Origin of the sequence: Desulfofarcimen acetoxidans DSM 771, from assembly GCF_000024205.1 — a bacterium.
GTDB lineage: Bacteria > Bacillota > Desulfotomaculia > Desulfotomaculales > Desulfofarciminaceae > Desulfofarcimen > Desulfofarcimen acetoxidans.
On the sequence record NC_013216.1, the window covers coordinates 2,838,418 to 2,855,356 of the forward strand.

The 16,939-nt window shown below is 42.4% G+C and carries 14 protein-coding genes and 3 pseudogenes; 4 read left to right on the forward strand and 13 right to left on the reverse strand.

Annotated elements, in window-relative coordinates; translation table 11 throughout:
- Window positions 1-10: 10 nt before the first annotated feature.
- The 5 genes from DTOX_RS13055 to DTOX_RS13075 form a co-directional block, all read right to left on the reverse strand.
- On the reverse strand, window positions 11-739 hold the full coding sequence (locus DTOX_RS13055; protein WP_015758153.1) for a 4'-phosphopantetheinyl transferase family protein: 729 nt from the start codon (window positions 737-739) through the stop codon (window positions 11-13).
- On the reverse strand, window positions 721-1,677 hold the full coding sequence (locus DTOX_RS13060; RefSeq protein WP_015758154.1) for a PLP-dependent cysteine synthase family protein: 957 nt from the start codon (window positions 1,675-1,677) through the stop codon (window positions 721-723). Before DTOX_RS13060 ends, DTOX_RS13055 begins: the two co-directional genes overlap by 19 nt.
- Window positions 1,674-2,459, reverse strand: coding sequence for a thioesterase II family protein (locus DTOX_RS13065; RefSeq protein ID WP_015758155.1), 786 nt, complete (start codon window positions 2,457-2,459; stop codon window positions 1,674-1,676). Before DTOX_RS13065 ends, DTOX_RS13060 begins: the two co-directional genes overlap by 4 nt.
- A gap of 216 nt (window positions 2,460-2,675) precedes the next feature.
- Entirely contained in the window at window positions 2,676-3,665 is a 990-nt protein-coding gene (locus tag DTOX_RS22295; RefSeq protein ID WP_015758156.1) for a helix-turn-helix domain-containing protein, read from the reverse strand.
- 171 nt (window positions 3,666-3,836) lie between these two features.
- A complete protein-coding gene (locus DTOX_RS13075) occupies window positions 3,837-7,463 on the reverse strand; it encodes a CbiX/SirB N-terminal domain-containing protein (RefSeq protein WP_015758157.1) in 3,627 nt (1,208 codons plus the stop codon).
- Between the two features lie 392 nt (window positions 7,464-7,855).
- On the opposite strand from DTOX_RS13075, the pseudogene DTOX_RS22300 reads away from it, so the two are divergent.
- The 4 genes and pseudogenes from DTOX_RS22300 to DTOX_RS22310 all read left to right on the forward strand — a co-directional run.
- Window positions 7,856-8,077, forward strand: a pseudogene (locus DTOX_RS22300) (IS66 family transposase); the annotation flags it as partial.
- Window positions 8,078-8,274: 197 nt separating this feature from the next.
- Window positions 8,275-8,589 (forward strand): hypothetical protein, encoded by a 315-nt coding sequence (locus tag DTOX_RS13080; protein WP_015758159.1) that lies wholly within the window; start codon window positions 8,275-8,277, stop codon window positions 8,587-8,589.
- 45 nt (window positions 8,590-8,634) lie between these two features.
- A pseudogene (locus tag DTOX_RS25355) lies at window positions 8,635-8,799 on the forward strand (zinc ribbon domain-containing protein); the annotation flags it as partial.
- Window positions 8,800-8,824: 25 nt separating this feature from the next.
- The gene (locus tag DTOX_RS22310) at window positions 8,825-9,034 is read left to right on the forward strand and encodes a transposase (RefSeq protein WP_083773441.1); all 210 of its coding nucleotides are present in this window, start codon (window positions 8,825-8,827) and stop codon (window positions 9,032-9,034) included.
- Between the two features lie 34 nt (window positions 9,035-9,068).
- Here the strand turns inward: DTOX_RS22310 and DTOX_RS13085 are convergent, their stop codons facing one another.
- The 8 genes and pseudogenes from DTOX_RS13085 to efp form a co-directional block, all read right to left on the reverse strand.
- Window positions 9,069-9,668, reverse strand: coding sequence for a DUF6661 family protein (locus DTOX_RS13085; RefSeq protein ID WP_015758160.1), 600 nt, complete (start codon window positions 9,666-9,668; stop codon window positions 9,069-9,071).
- The gene (locus tag DTOX_RS13090; RefSeq protein WP_340140022.1) at window positions 9,655-10,725 is read right to left on the reverse strand and encodes an AAA family ATPase; all 1,071 of its coding nucleotides are present in this window, start codon (window positions 10,723-10,725) and stop codon (window positions 9,655-9,657) included. Before DTOX_RS13090 ends, DTOX_RS13085 begins: the two co-directional genes overlap by 14 nt.
- Before the next feature lie 594 nt (window positions 10,726-11,319).
- Window positions 11,320-11,607 carry a hypothetical protein gene (locus DTOX_RS23760; RefSeq protein ID WP_015758162.1) on the reverse strand — a complete coding sequence of 96 codons (288 nt, stop codon included), beginning with the start codon at window positions 11,605-11,607 and terminating at the stop codon, window positions 11,320-11,322.
- A 549-nt stretch (window positions 11,608-12,156) separates the two neighbouring features.
- Complete coding sequence (locus tag DTOX_RS13100; protein WP_015758163.1) at window positions 12,157-13,248, reverse strand: RNA-guided endonuclease InsQ/TnpB family protein; 1,092 nt, start codon at window positions 13,246-13,248, stop codon at window positions 12,157-12,159.
- Between the two features lie 5 nt (window positions 13,249-13,253).
- A pseudogene (tnpA, locus tag DTOX_RS22315) lies at window positions 13,254-13,573 on the reverse strand (IS200/IS605 family transposase).
- A 237-nt stretch (window positions 13,574-13,810) separates the two neighbouring features.
- Window positions 13,811-15,499 carry an FAD-dependent oxidoreductase gene (locus DTOX_RS13105; RefSeq protein ID WP_015758164.1) on the reverse strand — a complete coding sequence of 563 codons (1,689 nt, stop codon included), beginning with the start codon at window positions 15,497-15,499 and terminating at the stop codon, window positions 13,811-13,813.
- 285 nt (window positions 15,500-15,784) lie between these two features.
- The gene (locus DTOX_RS13110; RefSeq protein WP_015758165.1) at window positions 15,785-16,243 is read right to left on the reverse strand and encodes a CD1247 N-terminal domain-containing protein; all 459 of its coding nucleotides are present in this window, start codon (window positions 16,241-16,243) and stop codon (window positions 15,785-15,787) included.
- A gap of 125 nt (window positions 16,244-16,368) precedes the next feature.
- Entirely contained in the window at window positions 16,369-16,926 is a 558-nt protein-coding gene (gene efp / locus DTOX_RS13115) for an elongation factor P (RefSeq protein ID WP_015758166.1), read from the reverse strand.
- Window positions 16,927-16,939: the final 13 nt, after the last annotated feature.

Consider the following 16,939-nt stretch of genomic DNA (forward strand, 5'->3'; position numbering starts at 1 on the left):
CAAATCGGAGTTAAGTTTCGAACGCAACGGCGCCGGCATAACCATGGGCGGGTCTGAATGACAGAAGGTTCCAATTCGCAGTTCTGATCCCGTATCCGTCCACGCTGATAATTCCGCCTTCCTTTTCACTGCCTATAGAAACGAAAAAAGAATCAAGGGGCCGGCACAATCCCTCCCCTGTCGCTTTGACAAAAGCCTCCTTTCGTGTCCAGCAATCAAAAAAAGCCTTCTTCCTTTTGTCTAAAGGAAAGCTTTGAAGCGCCGCTATTTCATTTGGATGAAAATAGTTATCCGCTATTTCATGGAGGTCCGGCATGTGCCGAATATGCTCCACATCAACACCGAGACTGCGAAATTTCGAGAATGCAAAAACTACCAGATTGTGAGAATGTGAAAGACTGAAGGAAAAGGATTCCGGATCGAAGTGTCCACGCAGTTCAGGCTTTCCGTTAGGACTGCTCCGGAAATCAACCAGGTTGGGAGAAATGTTCAGGTATCGCCCGATAATTATTCTTAATATCCCATGTGCTACGACAAAACGCGTCCTGTCTTTTGGAAAATAAAACCGCTCAAACCGACCGGCTTCCTCTCTGGAAAGGAGCGCTTCCAACTCCTTGCCCCGAGATTCGAATGTTCGCGTAAAGGCCCGCCAGAGATGAACTTCACCTTCCGATAGCAACAGGGGAGAGGATGAATCAAATTGTGATGCATCAAATTCTGTTATTTGTATTTGCGGCAAAATCTGTCTGCCTCCATCCGTCCTAATTTTCCATCACCTGCCTCAGACTTGAAGAGATCCGTGCTTAAATATTTTTCTCCACGATCAGGAAAAATAGTAACAATTACACCTGAAGAAAGCTTGCGGGCAATTTTAACCGCTCCTAACATGGACGCACCACTGCTCATGCCGACAAAGATCCCTTCCTTGCGGACAATCTGACGGGCCATCTCGAAGGCTTCCTCAGTTTCGATCATAATAATTTCATCCAGTTCAGCTTCATTATAAATGCCCGGAACAATCGCTTCCTGAAGATTTTTCAGACCCTGAATATAATGCCCGGCAACCGGTTCCGCACTGATGATTTTTATTTTAGGATTGTACTTTTTCAGGCCGGCACCAACCCCCATCAAGGTTCCCGATGTTCCCAACCCTGAAACGAAATAATCAACTCTGCCATTCGTTTGGAACCAGATCTCTTCGGCAGTAATTTCACTATGGGCGAGTTTATTGTACTTATTCGTGAACTGATCTGTGCAGAAATAGCGATCCGGATATTGCTCCAGCAACTTGCGTACTTTAAGAATAGCACCGTCCGTTCCAAATTCCGGATCGGTCAGGATGACCTTCGCGCCGAATGCCTGTATCATCTTGCGCCTTTCGATCGATACGGCTTCACTCATAACAATTTCCACCTTGTAGTCCTTGACCGCTCCGATCATCGCCAGCGCAATGCCTGTATTGCCAGAAGTTGCCTCTATGATGGTTTTTTTCCTGTTAAGTACACCTTCGGCCTCGGCCTGCTCGATCATCTTAAGCGCAATCCGATCTTTTATGCTTCCTCCGGGATTTGTGCCTTCAAATTTTGCATAGATCTCCACATTTGGGTTTGGATTCAGCCGATTAATTCTGATCATCGGCGTATTGCATATGGTCTTGAGTATATTATCGCAAATCATGATTGACAACCCTTTTCTTTATAGCTTAATTTCAAGTGTTTGTATACAATTCGCAAGACAGATTGCAAAAGAAATTCCCTTCTTTTCTGCAGGAAAAAATGATCCCCCTCGATCATTTCAAGGGTAAAATCACAGCTTGTATGGCAAGCCCATGCTTCAATCTCTGCCCGATTCGCTTCCATATCCTCCGTACCGCCGTATGCCGAAATGGGGCAATCAAGCGGTACATCCTCCGCATAGACATATGTTTCGTTAACAGCAAAGTCCGCGCGCAGAATCGGGATAAACACTTCCATGAGTTCTCTGCTTTGCAAAATTACCTCGGGTGTACCTGAAAAACGACGCAGTTCCTTTACAAATTCATCATCCGGCAGATGACGAAGGGGTTTTGGTTCCGGCAAGTGTGGGGCGCGGCTTCCTGAAACAATCAGGCGGCAAGGCTGGTTCTTCCATTTTCTTCGCAGGTTTCGTGCAAGTTCGAACGCGATGCGCGCTCCTATGCTGTGGCCAAAAAAGATAAACGGACACCGCAAGTACGGAACAATTGCTTCGGAGATCGCATCCACCAGTTCCATCATTTCAAAAAACGGTGGTTCCGCTATCCTGTTTTCCCTTCCTGGAAGCTGTATTGGGTATACGCCTACATCATCGGGGAAAGCATTTATCCATCCCCTGTAAATAGAGGCTCCTCCGCCTGCATAGGACATGCAGAAAAGGCGAATTTTATCTTTAGCTTCGGGACAGGCAAGCAGCCACGGAGTGACTGTTCTTTGAGGTTCCATTATAAACTCCCCAGTTCTTTATATAAATGGCGCTTTTTCATCAATCATCCCTGCCTCAAACACATGAACAATCATTATTGACATTGATTTTCATTATCAATATAATAGCTTATTTCCACTTATTCTCGCAACGCTAAAAAGGATCTCTATTAGGCCAAAAAGTATTTTAGGAACAGAAAAGTCATTTCTTCACTGTTCCTAAGATTAATAGTGCCGCTACAAACTTTTAGTGTATTCCGATGGATTGAAACCATACTTTTTCCTAAATTTCTCAGCAAAGTGGCTGGCGTCATTATAGCCTACGTGCAATACCGCCTCAGTAACACCCAGCTTTTTATACTCCAACAAAAACCGTGCCATCTCCAACCTTTTATCAATGACATAGGCATGAACAGGCATGCCAAACAACCCCTTAAAGCCGTTTTTAAGCTTATATTCATTAAGGCATACCAGCCTGGCAAGCTCTCCTATCGTTGGCGGAGATATAATATTTTCATCAAGAACCCTTCTGGCTTTATGAAGCGCCTCCATATCAGATGAAGAAAGCTTGACTGAGGAATGCCGTGATCCTTTTTCAAAGATTAGTTCATCCATATAAACGCCAATCAATTCCAGTATTTTCCCTTCAAGATATATCCTTTTTATATTATCCCGATAAGGGCAATGGCTTATATCATTTAGAATCCGCTTGATGTTGTATGAAAATTTTCTTTTATAAAAAATACTGCTTCCAAGTAATCCGGTGCAAGAGTGCTCTTTTTCCATATAATGAATAAGACTTTTTATCACTTCAGAGTCTAACTGTATGCTTACCCCCCAAAACCGCTGACCTGGATTGAAGCTGCATATACTTTTTACCTGATTTCCGCTGAATATATAGTTTTCTCCGCATTCTATTTCATATTCCTCTTTATTCCCTTCCAGCCTCCACCGGAATTGATCTCCCAGGCAAAAAGCAAAACAATACTGGGGATTGCCCTGTCCTCCCACCATTGTCATACGTTCAAAAAAAGTCACATCGGATATATTTATTTCCATTGAGGGTTTGACAATAATTCTCTGGTAATAACCCTTTCCAAATTGTTTTGGTATTTCCGTCTCTATCTGAAACGAATCCGATCTGTAAATGCTGTTAAGCACGGCACATACAGTGCAATTTTCGTTTTTCGGATTAAAAACCTTATATTTTGGAGCCATATTTTCCATAATATCCACCAATCTTTCAATAATAATAACCGATATCTACATATTGTAAAAAGAGTCCTCCTTTCAACCAACTAGCCAGGAAAGTGTTGCAAAACTCTTTTTCCTTCGGCGAATCAAATATTTATAACATTGTAAAAGAGTCCCGCCGTAAGAACGGGGCTCTTTTATTATTTATTTACCCATATTTTCCATCATCCTGGCCACCATTGCCGCCGCTTCGGCGCGGGTGGCGCTGTCACCGGGCGCAAAGAGGTTGCCCGGTTTTCCTTTGATAATACCCTGCTCCACGGCTTCGGCCACATAGCCCCTGGCCCAATCCGCGACGGCGCCGGCATCGCTGAAGGTCAACGCCTCCGGTCGCAACGTATCGATTTGCTTACCCATGGCTCGCACGATTATTACCGCTATCTCGGCGCGGTTGATCAGCCGGTCGGCCTGGAAGGTGCCGTCTTCGTAGCCACTTAAAGCACCATTCTCCACTGCGGCGGCAATACTGCCCCCGGCCCAGGGAGGGATAACGCCGGAATCTGCGAAATCAAGTCCGGTGGACGAAGGCTGCCATCCCATGGCTTTTACCAGCAACACTGTGAATTCAGCCCTGGTGATATTGTTTTCCGGCTTAAAGCTGCCATCCGGGTACCCCTTCATAATGCCTTCCCGGTAGAGTTTTGCAATGTCACCGGCAGCCCAGTGCCCCGCAGGCACATCGGGATACGGCATCTTCGGGTGGTCGGCTTCCTCCACAGGAACGGACTGTTTACCGGTGGTAAAGCTCCATTGGATTTCTCTGTTGTAGTAGGCAGAGGAACTGGATCCCTGGCGCTTCACCGCCCCGGAGGGGATATTGACCATGTAATTCACCCCGGGGTCAAAGGCGTCATGAGACAGGCTCAGTTTCTTACCGCTCAAGGTGGCTTTCACGCCGCCCACTTTGTTTCCGGCGGCGTCTTTGAGGGTAATGCCATCCAGAGAAGTATCGGAAACTGCTTCCACCGTCACGTCGAAGGTTACACTTACCTCGACGTCCGGAGCAATATCTGCGGCATCCTTCGCCGGAACATACACGTCAACCTCCGGTCGTGAGGAAGAGCTGCCGCCACCGCCGCCTCCTCCCGAGCCTGTCTCGCTTACCAACAGGCAGGTCAGGATTTTATCTGCCGTTTGCCAGCGCAGCTTCTCTTCCACCTGGCTTCTCAGGCTCTGAAATCCCTGTTTTTCTTCAGCGGTGGCAGTACCGTTTACCACCTTGGCCTTTAAACTGAAGAAGTCTTCAGGAAAGACCTCCGGCCCAGGCTTGATAACTATGGACCGGCCCGTAGATTTGTTTGTCACCCTGTAAGTATAAAGATCAGGAGTTGTATAAATGGAATCATTAATTGTTTCGTCAAAAGAATAATTCCCCACACCGGCAATCATTTTCAGTGTATATTCCGTGCCATCGGAAGGATTATAGGCAATTACTTTGATATACTCCTGCCGGGGAACTTCGTTTGCCCACAATTGATCAAAGGCAACCTGCATCGCCCGGAAGGCAAAGGATCCGCAGACACAAACCTTTCCGTCTTCTTCTATGCCGACGTCTGAATACGAAATCGAGAGCAGATTGTCACCCTGTTTAACCTGAAGGGAACCCAGCACAGCATCATTGGCGCGGGCTGAAATTAAGTGAGAAATATTGTTGTGCGGCAATAAAGAACGCTGCCCTGCCGTGGGATATATATATTCTAAACCAGCCAGTACCGACGGGATCTTATTGCTGGTAAGAGTGCCTTCAGAAAGCATAACCGGCATGACAATTAGTGAAGCACCGGGGTGAGCTGTTTGCCGGTCTTCTACCACTGCCCGTAGTCCTGGTTCACCTACGGCGGCAAAACCATAGTCCACATCTAAAAAACCATGTTTTTCTTTAAGTTTTTGACCCAGCGAAGTCAGGTTATGCTTCCAGACTGCCAGTTCCTCAGTTGACGATGTTCCGTGCGCGGCTAACACCACCACTTCCTGAGCGGCTTGCTGACTAACTGAAGCGATGCGATCGTTCAGAATGCCAGCCACCAGAATATGATCATCCAGCGCAGGGGTCAATTCAATGACGGCGCTGTGCTGAATCGGCTCCAAACCCTCCGCGACTGCCTCCTCAGGGGTGATGGAACTGGGTAACCCCAGCATATACTTAATTTCCTCTATATGACCTGAGGCTGAAGCAACGAAAATTGGTACGGCAATGATGCGTTCCACACCCTGTGCCTCCAGTTTTCGAATAGCTGTAGGAATATCCTTACCCGGAACAGATTCCAGGAAACCGGCTTCTACCGGGAAAGGGCTTTTTACGTTCTGAACCGCGTCAATGACAGGCTGGTTCCAACTGTCCTGGCCTGAACCATGGGCCAAAACCAGGATACCGGTACTGCCTGACTGAACCGTTTCCAGGGTGAACAGCTGCTCCAGGCTATCCCAGCGCAGCTTTTCCACCAACTGGACACGCTTGGCTTGAAACTCTTGCTTTTCCTCCGAAATGGCTGTTCCCTCTTTGACTTTTTTCTTCAGTTCAAAGAAGTTCTCCGGATATACTTCCGGTTTGACAGTGATGTTGACGGCTTTTCGGTTGAGCTTATCCGTTACCTTAAAATTATAGAAACCTGTATTCTGTTCCCGATCCTCCAAACTGAAGTGGCCGCTGCCCGTAATTCTTTCCAGCGCGGCTTCCACTCCGTCGGAATAAGGACCTTGAACATAGATCCTATCTTGCTCAGGTATTTCACCGGGCCAAAGCTCAGCTAGAGCTGCCTGCATCGCTCGAAAAGCAAAGGATCCACAAACACAAAATTTACCGTCCTCCTCCAGCGCCACATCGGTATAGTTGACCGGAGAAAGATCGCCTTCCTTTTTAATCTCCAAGGGCGGCAGAACCACGTCATTCACCCTTAACTCAATAAAGCGGGCAATATTTGAATGAGGCATTAAAGCTCTGTTACCGGCATCCGGATAGCGGTAATCTAAGTCAGTCAATAGTGTATGTGGGATTACCGTGTCGGTAAAGTACCCTTCACTCAACATCACCGGCACCACCAGCACATCCCCCTGGTAAACGGCTTTGTAAACCGAATCACGAACGGAGGGCTCGCCCATAAGCGCAAAACCATAGCCGGCATCCTTTAAATTGAGTAAAGCTTTTAGACGGCCGGCCAGAGATTCAAAGGTTTCCTGCCACTTTTGCCGGCCTTCCCCGGTATCCGGACCGTGCCCCACCAGCACGGCTATTTCCTCGCTTGGATTCTGACTGATGGTCTTCAACCGGTCGGCCAGGATTCCCGCCACCATCACATGGTCATCCAGGGCCGGGGTTAGCACAATCTCAGCCCCGGTATCCACCGGCGTCAGATCCTCTTCTTCGATGCCATCCCCGCCTCCGCCGGGGTGCCCTCCGGCAGGTTCCTCCGCTTCCGGAAGATCAGGTCTCAAGCCCAACACATATTTAATCTCTTCGATATGGTTGGAATAAGAAGAAATAAACAGGGGCACGGCAATGATTTTATCAACACCCCTCGCTTCCAAAGCTTCTACCGCGGCATGAATATCCGGCTCGGTAAATTCCAAGAAACCCAACTCCACAGGATAAGGCAGAGCGATCTCTGCTACCGCCTGCTGAACCGTAGCGTTCCATGAGGCTTCATCGGAGCCGTGGGCCACCACCAGAACACCTATATTTTCTTCCGCGGCCCCGCAAAACGGGACAACGTAAAACATATCCAAAAGCAGCAGTAAAATCACAGCAAGCCCTTTAATACCGGACCTAAACATTTCATTCCTCCTCCTAAGTTAATTAATAATCAAAGCGCTTTAGGCTTGATAAAAAAAACTCCCATTAACGACAGTCCATAAGGGGAAAATGAAAGATCAATACTTATCAACTATCCAAAGGTTCATCCTGGCCATCATCATGTTCGATTCTTTCCAGGCCAACATCTTTCAAAATTTCGTTTATTAGATCAATTGTCATCGTAACACCTCCTTTCTGGATCCATAACTCGGATTCCAACTTTGTCTTTTCCTTTCCCTCAGCGCTAATGACTCTCATTCTCATTGGCTAGTCATAAAAAATCATTCTAATTAGTGGCTTTAATTAAATCCATGCTTTTCCACTTAGCAACAGTGGCCCTTTATGCGCCGGGAGTTGCAAGTGCGCTCGCACAGATGAAACTGTTATTCAGGTTCTTAAAGAAGAGGGAAAGAGGCCATCCCCAGAATCAAGAATGTGGGTATACTGTTCAGGCAATACCGGAACTGCGCCGGTGGTGCTGTTTGAATATCAGCCTACACGGTCAGGTGAGCACGCGAGGCGGCTTCTGGAAGGTTTTCACGGTTTTCTTCAAACCGATGGCTATATCGGGTATGATAAAGTATCGAATGTGATGATTTAATCCATAACAAAATAGCAGTAAAATGATAATTAAAATCATTATCATTTTACTGCTATCATTATAGACAATCATTTTCTCCTTTGTCAATAGATTAATTGGCAATAATAACAAAAAAATCTGTTGAATTATATATTATTTTCTTCGATAATTCTTAATTTCACCAATAATACTAATACTGTTATCCCGTAAATATGGAAATTTATTTAGAGAATACTCAGGATAAGGATTTATGCAATCTAATTAAATGGGGCCTTGATGAAATAGTCTTTCCATCAACAACTAAACTGGAGCAATTCCTTAAAAACGAAGGTTTAACAATTCCACCAAGACCTACAAACCGATTAAATCAACTTATACCAGGCCAAGTTAGTAAAATAAGAGCAAGTGATGATGAAGTAATAAGTGCTTTTGTATTAGCAATAGAAGCAGCGGTTAATGTTCATGTACGTGGTCTTGTAGTCTCCTTAGTAATTGTACGCCAATATCTGAACCGTGTGGGTTATTAATTCGCAACTTTAGCTGCCCTTTTTTCATAAACTGGTGAATTACGCAGGATGCTGGAGTATAAGTTAAAGCTTCATGGCATTAAGCTGATATCAGTGGATGAACGCGTTACTTCGGGTACTTGTCCAGCTTGTGTAGAGTATACCAAGCAAACAGTCTTCTTTAAACTCTTTTTCATAAACTCGCATCTGGATTACTCTTCTTGTTATTAGTAAGTATTTCCATTATTACGAGTTTATTGACTCCACTAAAAATGATAATACCTTAGAATACCGGGAAGTTCAACGTTTACGTAGAATTTGGTGTGAAGGTACATTTGGAACATTAAAGCAGCAGCATAACCTTAAAATGACATTTAAGAGGGGTATTGATAATATTCGAGAACAATGCCTCTTATCGGCATTGGCAATTAACATAAAAAGAATTATAAAGTCAACAGCCCCTTAACGCTAGCGAGTTTGTTTTCCGGTGCTGAAAAGGTTTACTTTATTATGCTAGCAGTGTAATAGTTATTGTGATGACTTTCAATATTTTCAACAATAATATTACAATTAAGCCAAGAGAGTTTCTCTTTTATTTTTCTACCCAAAGTGGTCAAAATCAGCTTTTGCGGCATTTTTTTTGAGGCAAAGTCTCCCTCCAAAAACAAAACAATTTTTATTTTGTTTTTCTCTGAAGATATATTGTTCGACCTGATAAAATTAAAATACTTCTTCAATACGTTGCTATGTGTTTGAAATTGTGGCTGAGAATGTGCACCACACAAACATGCTAATGTCATTGCTACTTTTTTTGGTATTTCAATATCAAGGCTGTCCCGGTCATCGGTGTCAACCATTGTTGCGGTTGTATCACGTTTGCTATTATTAGCAAAAATTCTCCATCTATTGTCGCTCTCGTATCCGGCACAATTTTTGACTTCTATTAGCATAAGAGTATCATCCGAATTTAGAATGAAATCTACTCCCTTGCCTCCAGTTAATTTCTTAAAGTAATTTTGGTAATATCCAGTATCATCAAATTTATCTACAGTAAGTTTATCGTTAAATTCAAAGACGATGCCACTTTCATCGATCCTCATAGAATAACCTCTGTTCTCTATCATAAAGGTGATCAAATTCTTGCATAATAGCATTATGCTGTAAATCTAACAATGTAGGGCCGGATTCAAAAAAGATACTATCATCTTCCTTATAAAGGCAAATGAATTTAACATCAATATTATCCAGAGTAAGCTGTTTATACTCGGAAATCATGGAAAAACTCTGCTGTACAAAGTAGTCATGTGTCGCAATAAAAATTTGGACTCCCATGGTTGCTAGTACTACTAAAGCTTGTACTATCGGTTCTATCATTTTAGGATTCATATTTGTCTCCGGCTCATCCCAAAATAGAATTGAGTTATTATTTAAACTTCCAGAAAGGATTAAATATATAATAGTTGAAAGTTTTCGATATCCTTCGGAAAGCAAACCCATCTCAAACTCACCTTGTCCATCCACTTTAAGGTAAAACTTCTTACCCCTTTGAATTATGTTTCCATTTATTATTCTATTAAAGCTTTCCAATATTTTATTTTGCTTAGCAGTATTTGCTCCACGCTTTAACGGCTTATCAAGTAAAAGAGCCAAATCATAATAAGTTTCTTCAAAAGCAATATGGTATTCTTTGTATAATGAAGTAAAATTCTCTGTAGCCGAGATTATTTCTTTAGGTGGAAAATATATTGGCTCAACTGCTTTTACGAATCTTCTTAAGGTTTGCCCGATATTCACATGCTTTTCTTTATTTGTACTAAAACTAAATTCAAGTTTAGAATTACTATTTACTGTTATAACTATATCAGAACGATTTCTTCCCTGAATGCGTGTAACTAAACGTCCAATTTTATCATCATCAGGTCTAAAAACGCCTTGAAGCTTTGAAACTAAAAGATTTTCATTCTGTTCTTTTGTTAACTCTGACTTGGCTTTGTTAGCCTCACTTATTGATTTGGTTACCGAATACAACAGTTTTAAAATAGCCGTCTTACCAGTGCTGTTTTCTCCGCTAATAATATTGATATTCTTGGAAAAATCAATATTAAGGGAATTAAAAAGCATAAAATCCTTAAGAAATAATTTGCTAATATAAATTATCTACACCTCTTTCTTGCTAATCAATTATTCCCTAATTGATTATGACACAATCAATTTATCCCGTAGTCAAGTCGGAATATCAATAGTATGAATATGGCATTTATCATTTCATCATAGAAGGAAATTATACCTCATTATTTTGTATTCATTTTACATTATTAGGTGGAATCTATCAATAGATATTTATTATGTATTCCAAGAGAAATTTATAATAAAAGCAAAACTTATCAAATAAATGTATGTTTTATTATGATATATAAGAACTCGCTAGCTACTAAACGCTAGCGAGTTCTTATTTTATCCCTACATATTCCATGTCACACCCGCCTAACTCACAACTAATTACCTAAGTGTAACCCCCACGGGGGACATTTCTTCGAAATATATTGATTAAAGTTAAGTTTAGCAACAATGCTACAATAAAGAGTCAATAGATGAATATTCGCATTGCCTCTTTGTATAGTTGGGGACATTGTCAATAAATAAACATATGTTGGGAGTGCCCTATGCATATACCTGTTTGGCGGAGCCACTGTTCCAGTAAGCAGTGAAGCACTTCAAAAGGTGGTTCTATCTCAGAATATTATTCACAATTTAATAAACTACACTTTTCTTTGCCGCTGGGTAGCGAAAACCTAAGTATTGATGATGCACAGTATCAGGCCGATGAGTCATAGCAACCCGTTCTAAAAAGTTTTTAATTTCATCCGGTTTGACACTACAAATCTGAAATTTATTAGTACCACGCCTTTCAGCCAGATCATTTGCCCAGCGCATACAGGCATCTTTGTAGTCATCAAACATCTTGGCACCGGTAATAGAAGCAACCATCTTTCCTTGAACCTTAAGTTCCGATTTTTTCTTACCAAATCTTTTACTCATTCCCAATAGCCCATATATAAGCTTTCAGGTTTTTGATTGATTACACCAGCGGATTCAGTGCAGCCTTCGCTTACGCCACGGAAAGCAATAAATTTAATCTTCAATTAACTACCTTGCCATATAAAGTTATTCTTGTAATGTCAAACAAAATAGTTATAAAATGAATTGAAGATTTATTGATTAATAGAAGGTGAGCCTATGAATACTTTTTGGGTAAACCCCGGGGGAAATGTTATTGAATTCCTTTTAGCTTGTTTTTTTTGGATCATTATCATTTTTTACCGGATATAAATTGCGAAAATTAATTCCGCGGGAGCAAAGATTTACAGTTGGTTTTTTTGGAATGGTAATAATTGATTCCCTGTTTTTAGCTTACGTTATGGTGAACTACCCCCGCCTACGTTCCACTAAGAAGCGGGGGCTTCCAAAGGAACATCAACGAGCGTTTCCTGATTCATCAGCCACGGCCTACCGTTACAAAGAGCAATAGGTCTTACACGGCCTCCAGCAGGCATGATTTCGGGCGGTCCCCGCCCTACAACTATATATCTAAGCCACTAGCATTTCTAAGCCACGACGTTCTATCAATATGGCTGACACCAAATCCCTGGGCATAACCATTCCACAAGCAGGACACCGGTGCACTCTGACACTCAAATCCTTTGGCACATTGGCACCACAAAGACATGTCTGGGAAGTGCCATGAGGAGGGACAGGAAGAAATATCTTACCATATCTGTGACATTTATACTCAACAAGGTTTCTGAATGTACCCCATGAAGCATCATGTATGCTTTTAGCTAGACGGTGGTTTTTGACCATATTTTTGATTCGCAGATCTTCCATGATAATAATGTCATGGCTTTGAGCTATCTCAAAGCTTGTCTTATGCAAAAAGTCTTTTCGTTGATTAGTTATCTTGGCATGAAGTTTGGCAACCTTAGTTTTGGCTTTCCCTCGGTTGTTAGAACCTTTCTTTTTGCGGGAGAGTCTGCGCTGTTGTTTAGCTAACTTCTTTTCCGATTTAAGATAGTACTTTGGGGTTTCTATCTCTGTACTGTCAGACAGTACGGCAAAATGCTCAAGACCCATGTCTATTCCGGTGGATTTGGTTCTGTCAGTAAGATTTTCGGCTACTTCCACTTCGGCTGTCAAATTAGCGTACCACTTACCACCGTAATACTTTATGTTAACCCTGGATATTTGACTGGCATCAAATTCCCGGTAAGTTGTCATTTTTACGAAACCTATTTTAGAAAGATAAATTTTACCCGGCTTAGAGAAAGTTTTATTTACAGCATCCACCTGGGGATAGGTAAATGATGTGTAATGGTCACGGTTTTTGAACCGGGGGTATCCGGCTTCTTTGGCAAAAAACCGCTGATAGGCAAAGTCTACCCGGCGCAAAGTATCCTGCATTACCTGACTGTGAACTTGCTTGTATTCCAGATGTTCTTTTGTATAGCCCGGCAGCATATTCTGCTGTTTATTATATGTCAACCCTTGGCCGGTTTCTTTATACACACGCTGACGCTCAGATAAAGACCAGTTATAGAGTTTCCGGCAAAGTTTTAGTGTGTGAAACATTTTTTTCTGTTGCTCTTTGGTCGGACGCATTTCAAACCGGTAGACAATTTGCAAACGATTCACCTCTTTTCACCCTGGGTTTCAATGTACTTCTTAATTACTTCAATGGGTGTACCACCTGTAGTTAGAAGACAAAAACTTTGCGACCAAAAATATTCTTTCCATAATTAGGGTGAGCCTTGAATAATATGTGTGTGTGATCTTTGTCATGGTTGTATTCAAGGAAACTAATATTATATTTTGGTGCAATATACTCACCAATTTCTTTGATACGGTTTGCTATTGTGTCGTTTATAACTTTTCTGCGGTATTTTACTACCAAAATCAGATGATATGTGAGTAAGAAGACCGAGTGGCTATTTGTATCAAGTTTGCTCAATAATAATCAGCCTTTCGTTATTGCATCTGATTATATTTTGCCACATCATAGAGGCTTTGGCAAACATTTTATTAGTACACAAAACAAGGCCGCCATTCATCCCACCACCTTAGAGGTGGGGGAATTCTGGCGGGGTTTGGTTAAAGATTAATCGCAGCTAACCAAAAATAAAAATCCGTTACACAGAGTGTAACGGGTTTTTATTTTTTATTTTTACCGAGAAAGTTTTCTCAAATATTAATCATAATCATAAGGCCAGCCCTCAAAGCCTGTCTCCAGATATTTAACATCATTATAACCCGCACCTTTAAGAGTGCAGGCAGCTTCATAGCTACGGCCACCCATAGCACAAAGGACCACAATTTCCTTATCCTTAGGTATCTCGGAGAGCCTGTATCTCAGTTCATGCAAAGGTATCAACATGCCTCTCTTGTCTTCAATATGACGAGACTGGTAGCCCTGCTGTGTCCGAACATCCAGAAGCACAAAATCATCACCGCGTTCAAGCTTCTCTTTGAGTTCCCTGGCAGAAACAGAGGCAGTCAACCCATCGATTTTATTACGTACTGTGTTAGCTGTATGAGCCGCCATATCGATAGGAGTTGAGAAGGGAGGCGCATAGCCCAGGTCAATGTTATAAAAGTCCTCCAGAGTGGCGCCAAAAGTAATTGCTGCAGCCAAAACATCAATGCGTTTGATTACATCACCTTTGCCTAAACCCTGTGCTCCTAAAAGGCGCCCGGTTTTTGCATCACTTATAATCTTCAGAATCATTTGGCCATGCTTGTTATGATAATGGGTTCTGTCATGATTGGCATTGGCGGCTGTGGCTATCTCAAAACCAGCATCCAGCGCTTGCTGTTCGCTTAAACCGGTTCGACCTATATTAATACCGCCTATTTCCAAAACGGCAGTACCTAAAATGCCTTTAAACCTGGACTTTTTGCCTGCAATATTGTCCGCCACTATTCTGCCCTGCTTATTGGCTGTTGAAGCCAGCGGCACAAATACTTTACGACCGGTTATAATATTGGTGTTTTCCACACAGTCACCGGCAGAATAGATATCCGGGTCACTGGTCTGCATAAATTCATTGACAGCTATGGCACCTGTCTCACCGATGGTAAGACCTGCCTTACGGGCCAGTTCTACATTGGGTCTAACTCCCACAGCCACAAGCACCATGTCGGCGTCAATGGTTCCCTTGTCGGTCACTATACCTGTTACATTGCCATCTTCATCGCCCTCTAACTTCTGTACAGTGTGTTCCAAGGCAAACTCCATACCCATATCTTCCAACTTAGTCTTCAGTGAAGCAGCCATTTCAGGATCAAGGATGCCCGGCAAAAGTTGCTCCCTGAGTTCTACAACTGTCGGGAAGAGTTTTTTTCCTACCAGCGCATCCGCAGTTTCCATGCCAATTAAGCCAGAACCGATGATTACCGGCATCTCCACATCCGCGTTTTCTAAAAATTCTTTTAGAGCCACGGCATCGTCAGGGTGGTATAACTTAAATACTTTTTTTAGATTTAAACCTTCAATAGGTGGATTAATCGGTGTTGATCCGGTAGCCAGTACCAGTTGATCATATTCAATATAGGATTCCACCCCGGTGGCAAGATCCTTCATTAATACTTTTTTATTCTCACGGTCTATGGACAAGGCTTCTGTTCCGGTAAGTACTTTAACTCCTTTTTCATTTAAAAAAAAGTCTTTATTGCGAATGGCCCCGTAAGAGGTGGAAACTAACTCGTCCAGTTTTCTCACATGTCCGGATACATATAAGGGCATGCCGCAACCGGCATAAGATATTATATTACTTTTCTCTATAACGGTAATTTCCGCATCAGGCATAACCCTGCGGGCACGGGCAGCAACTTTAGGACCTGCCGCAACCCCGCCCACAATAACTATTTTTTTTGACAAAATGCCCCCGCCTTTCTTTTTAAGTTTTGCAATATTATTGTACCAAAAACACCTTTAATTATGAAATTTATTCCTAAACCTAACGATTATTCTAGTGTTCCGCACTTAAAATGTCAATAGTTATCAAGAAAGTCGTCTTAAGCGACTTTAGAGCAGCCGCAGACACTCGCGCTTGCTGTAAATTATGCAGTATTAACCTTAACTTATCCAAAGATCCATGATGAGCATAATTTCCAAGAATAATAAAAAAGACAGTAGTCTAATATGCTACTGTCTTTTTTGTTATTAAATTATATCGGAGGATTTTTTATTAATGTAAGAATGTCCCTCAATCATTTCATTTCCGCCCGTCAGTGGCTGGTCATCATTGATAAACACCACAGTATCACAAGACGGACAGGTTACTTCAATAACATCCTCATCCTCTAAAATGTCTGAATCAAAACAAACTGTTTCACCGCACTCGGGACAATCTACTTCAACATATTCTGCACCGTCATGCTCACAAGTACATGACCTGTCATCGTAGTAATCATCTTCCAGAGAAAGGAGGTCTTCATCAATTCTCTCCATGTACTCCTCCATTTGCTCCTGTGAATCTTCGATAACGTCCATTGTATCTACAATATCTTCTAATACATCAATTATGCCCTGCAGCACCTTGCCCTCTTTAGAAGCACCATCCAGATCAAGTCCTTCGGAAAGCCCCTGAAGATAAGCTACTCTTGATCTAAGATCAGACATAAGCATTTTACCCCCTTTGATTAATAGTTAGCCGATATGCAGCATTGACTCTATTAGTATGACTCAGCAAAGAGGGTTTTAAACATATATTTCCTAATGATTGAATTTTGCAATCATTAGCTTATTTAGGCCCGCTTAATATAATTTCCTGTTCTGGTATCTATTTGCAGGACATCTCCCACATTAATAAAGAAGGGCACCTGAACCACATAGCCCGTTTCAAGAGTGGCAGGCTTAGATCCGCCGGAAGCTGTGTCACCTTTTATACCTGGTGCGGTATCCGTTACTTCCAGTTCAACAAAATTGGGTAAGTCAAAACCAATGGGCTTTTCTTGAAAGGTTTGTATGGTGATGAGCATATTTTCTTTGAGATACTTTACTGCATCCCCTAATTCCTCTCTATTCATGGACATCTGATCAAAGGTTTCCATATCCATAAAGTTATAACTCGTACCGTCGTTATACAGATACTGCACTTCTTTGCGCTCAACGCGCCCCTTATGAAGCTTTTCACCGGCGTTAAAGGTTTTGTCCACAACTGCGCCGGTACGCATGTTTCTCAGCTTTGAACGTACAAAGGCAGCACCTTTGCCGGGTTTAACGTGTTGAAAATCAACAACTTGATAAATATCATTATCAATTTCGATGGTTAGACCGGTGCGGAAATCGTTAGTGGATATCAATGCTTGCTCCCTC

Excerpts from the sequence above, each read along its gene's own strand:
- DTOX_RS23760 (WP_015758162.1), bottom strand. The coding sequence starts at position 11,607 with ATGAGTAAAAGATTTGGTAAGAAAAAATCGGAACTTAAGGTTCAAGGA.
- DTOX_RS13065 (WP_015758155.1), bottom strand. The coding sequence starts at position 2,459 with ATGGAACCTCAAAGAACAGTCACTCCGTGGCTGCTTGCCTGTCCCGAA.
- DTOX_RS13080 (WP_015758159.1), top strand. The coding sequence starts at position 8,275 with ATGGAAATTTATTTAGAGAATACTCAGGATAAGGATTTATGCAATCTA.
- DTOX_RS13110 (WP_015758165.1), bottom strand. The coding sequence starts at position 16,243 with ATGTCTGATCTTAGATCAAGAGTAGCTTATCTTCAGGGGCTTTCCGAA.
- DTOX_RS13075 (WP_015758157.1), bottom strand. The coding sequence starts at position 7,463 with ATGTTTAGGTCCGGTATTAAAGGGCTTGCTGTGATTTTACTGCTGCTT.
- DTOX_RS13060 (WP_015758154.1), bottom strand. The coding sequence starts at position 1,677 with ATGATTTGCGATAATATACTCAAGACCATATGCAATACGCCGATGATC.
- DTOX_RS13085 (WP_015758160.1), bottom strand. The coding sequence starts at position 9,668 with ATGAGGATCGATGAAAGTGGCATCGTCTTTGAATTTAACGATAAACTT.
- DTOX_RS22295 (WP_015758156.1), bottom strand. The coding sequence starts at position 3,665 with ATGGAAAATATGGCTCCAAAATATAAGGTTTTTAATCCGAAAAACGAA.